This window comes from Microcoleus sp. Pol12B3 (genome assembly GCF_036701355.1).
In the GTDB taxonomy this organism is placed as follows: Bacteria; Cyanobacteriota; Cyanobacteriia; order Cyanobacteriales; family Microcoleaceae; genus Microcoleus.
Genome location: NZ_JAUBQS010000141.1, coordinates 1 through 3,490 on the forward strand (window position 1 = coordinate 1; position 3,490 = coordinate 3,490).

The window sequence follows — 3,490 nt, forward strand, 5'->3', positions numbered from 1 at the left end:
GAGTTAAGTATTCAGTTTTTTTGAGTTGACTTGACAAGCAATTTTGGTAAAATAAAGGAAGCATTTTAACTATTATGAGGGTTGTTGAGAACCGTAGCCCATTTTTTTTTGACCACAAAACGTCTCAAACCGCCATACGTAAGGCTTTTGACGGGGTTATCACCCCGTCAGGAAGATTACACCTTACGCTCCTTCTTAGTTGGGTAAATCGGGATGTACGTCAGCAATAAAGTGCAGTGAAACCTTCATCCAACTATTGTTGATGAGCTTAAGGTGCGAGCATAGAAAAACCCATGCTGGTGTTCTGCCTCACCACGATGCCTAAGTGGGCGATCGCCCACTTAGGCGCGTGCAAACCCTACGGTTAGGCTATGTGCGATCGCACCCACCCTAAAAATCTACACTCTCTTCACCAATACTTCCGAGTTCCCCACTACCCAGAAACTCTTCCTCCTCTACTTCCTCACTGCCAGACTCGAAACTTTCCACCACAAACGGTAAACCAGCCGCCATCAAACCCCGTTGAATCAGTTCCGACGTTTCGTCAAACAAAACAAATAGCGGATGAACAGCCTCAGCTTCATCGCTGTAAATATGTCTGTAGCGGTGTGGCATCACCCATTCGTAACCTTTGTCCAGCCAAACCTGAGACTGCCGCCAGCGGCCGAGCAACTCAGAAAACTCTTCGCCCGGACGATGAATGAAAATCAAAATTTCCACGCCAATTTTAACTTTCCATTCAGGATCGCACATCAAAATCGCCAAATCGCAGGGCAAACAAACTGCCTGTCCGGGCGATATGCTAGTGCCGCTGCTTCCCGCATACGAAACCCCGTCTCGCAAGCGGGCAATTGGCAAAGGAATTGTGATTAAACTCTCATGGGCGCGGCGGATACTCGGAATCATTTCCATGTAAACCCGATATTTTTTCAGCAGGGTAATCGCGGCAGAAGATTCGCTGTACTCTGCTAGTAAAGTCTCGTAATGTGATTGTTTAACAGACATTTTCAAACCAAAGAATAAGTAATTATTAATTGCTGCTAATTGCTAATTGATCGCTTCTCGTTACCAATAAGACCTCATTTGTGACAACTTAAGCTCAAGTTCCCCGAAGGGGGGAACTTAAGCTTGCCTCCAGGCCTTGGTGTGTAACGCGAACAGCGATTGAAGCATTGAAGGCTATGGGCTACCAATGTCTGGAGAATGCTTACAGGTTTTTTATTTACAAGGTTTGAGCCATTTGGCGTCTCAAGATTAAGCCCGAGACGATGCCTATTTGTCATTTTATGCCGATGGCCGGAACTTCATCTGAGCCAAAAAGGTAATCTGGTCTGTAAGGTGTGACTCTGGGAGTAACAGGGGAAAACGACGTACTATAAATCCAGATCGTATTCGCCATCGGAATGTACCAGGTCGCCTGAAATTAAGCGATCGCAGCTAGATAGCAAGAATTGCTCTCTCCCCTAGTCTATAACCAACTAGGCTATGCCCAGTTGGGATTAAGGTCCCCGATACTCGGTTTACCTTTGATGATGGCCGCAGTGTTAACCTTGCATAACCTAGGGGTGGAAATTTTGTTGCAATCCTTGATGGACTAGGCGGCCAAGCCAGAAGCTCACCAGCCTAGGTGAAATATTGCCCACCTACCCAGAATTCACCGGGTGTGTGTTCGAGATTGAGGCAAACATGGACCCGAAACGCCGCGATTCCATCGCCTTTGTGCGGGTGTGTTCTGGTAAGTTTGAAAAAGAGATGCTGGTGAAACACGCTCGCTGGCACGGGTAAAAGCATCCGCGACAATGCCTTTGAAGGTCAGATTCTGGTCTCTTTAAAAATCGAGTGTGTCTTCATACCTGAACCTCTCAATTTCCCAAGCTCAAGATCGCGATGCGGCTATTTTATGAATCATAAAAGTAATCGTAAGTCAACATTAAACCTAAATCTTTACAAAAAATGGCTAATTTTAAAGACTTGCTAAAACAATGAGGGGTTGTACCCCCCATAAGTTAGAGTCAGATATTATAGCCCACATTCCGCACCCTCAACTGTCACAATCGGAAATTACGGAGATCAAAAAGCAAAGCTTGCATAAAAAGAGACATTTTTCCTCAAAAAAGAGATTCAAGCAGCGATGAATGATCAAAAACGGCATCAAAACCTATTCTCAACAAGCAGCAATAAGCAAGAGAGGCATTTAGCTTGGCATTAGATAAATAAATCAAGATATTAAATACATAATTGATAAATTAGCTTAATAAATAGAAGTGAGCCAAGGAGATTTTTGCCATCTTAACAGAGCGCTATTAATCAAAGCGAATAGCGCCTTAGTTGATGTAATATAATAGCAGTAATATAGCAATAATTAAGTAAGAAATTTATAGTAATAAAGACAATCTTATGGTAATAAATTTAGGATAAACTCTCGCTGTTGACTCCAATTATAAACCCGCGTTTCTCGCTCTAGTCGAACTAAATGAATAGACTGGAAGCATTGAAATATCCACCTTAATGTCGGGCGGTCAGTTGGTTTACCTAACTGATTTTTAATCTTTGATTGAGACGCTTTTAAAGCCGCTCGTATTTGCCGTTGAGCTAGGGTGTAGACCAGCAAACATAAACCCATAATCATCGCTAATGATTCTATTCTCTCTGGACTTTTGAGAAATATACTATCGGCAAAAAACAAAGGGTCTTTCAGAAAACCAAATCCCCTCTCACATGATTGCTGGGCTTTATACTCCCTGAGCATTTCATCGTTACTGAGTAGGCGAGAATCTAAAACATTGGTCGCTAAAATAAAACGTCCTGCACTCTTGATTTCGGTATTAACTTTAGTTTCATTTCTGCATACGGTCGCGGCGATTTGATAAAATTTTTCTGGTTGATTTTTTTGTGCGTTGGCTGTAACTTCAGTGACTTGATACTGCTCAATTTGGTGATATTTAAATGATTGAGATAATTTTGATAGTGCCTTGATTGCATCAGCCTTACAAGCAAATTTATCTTTTGATAGCTTGTTCACATCCTTGACAACTTTTTCTTCGGCTTTGACAATTTTTTGGGAGAGTTTACCCAAGTCTGATTCCTTTCTGGCTGCGCTCTCTACCACTAGCCATCTTTGCTCTATTCCAGCATAAGTTACTATTTTTTCTCCCCATCTATATCCTGGTAATTTACTAGCCGTCAATTCAGATTCTGGTAAGGTTGATATTAATGTTTCGGCTGATTTTATACTTAAAGGTACTCGACACAACCAGCGCAATTGTGAGATTAATTTCAGGTTTGATTCCGTATATAAAGCACAGTCTGCTACCATCAAACTATCTACTTCTAGTTGTTTTTGGTAATCTACCGCTATTTGACCAAAGCATGATGAGTCGGCTTGATTTCCCGATGCTAATTTTAAGAAGATTGTAAGGATTCAGGTCTGCAAAAGGGGAATAAGCTCAGGCCGAGCCAAGTCACAAGAATGGGCAGAAATAGCATCACG

2 protein-coding genes and 1 pseudogene are annotated in these 3,490 nt (G+C 42.2%); 1 reads left to right on the top strand and 2 read right to left on the bottom strand.

What is annotated here, in order from left to right:
- Nucleotides 1–390 precede the first annotated feature (390 nt).
- Nucleotides 391–1,005: a hypothetical protein gene (locus tag QUA53_RS28710; protein WP_333101237.1), complete on the bottom strand. Its 615-nt coding sequence runs from the start codon at nt 1,003–1,005 to the stop codon at nt 391–393.
- Between the two features lie 621 nt (nt 1,006–1,626).
- On the opposite strand from QUA53_RS28710, the pseudogene QUA53_RS29420 reads away from it, so the two are divergent.
- Nucleotides 1,627–1,773, top strand: a pseudogene (locus tag QUA53_RS29420) (hypothetical protein); the annotation flags it as partial.
- A 622-nt stretch (nt 1,774–2,395) separates the two neighbouring features.
- On the opposite strand, the gene QUA53_RS28715 reads toward QUA53_RS29420, so the two are convergent.
- Nucleotides 2,396–3,421, bottom strand: a complete 1,026-nt coding sequence (locus QUA53_RS28715; protein WP_333101239.1) for an IS1634 family transposase — start codon at nt 3,419–3,421, stop codon at nt 2,396–2,398.
- Nucleotides 3,422–3,490 lie beyond the last annotated feature (69 nt).

Bases quoted from the DNA above. Each gene is read 5' to 3' on its own strand.
- QUA53_RS28710 (WP_333101237.1), bottom strand. From the start codon at position 1,005: ATGTCTGTTAAACAATCACATTACGAGACTTTACTAGCAGAGTACAGC.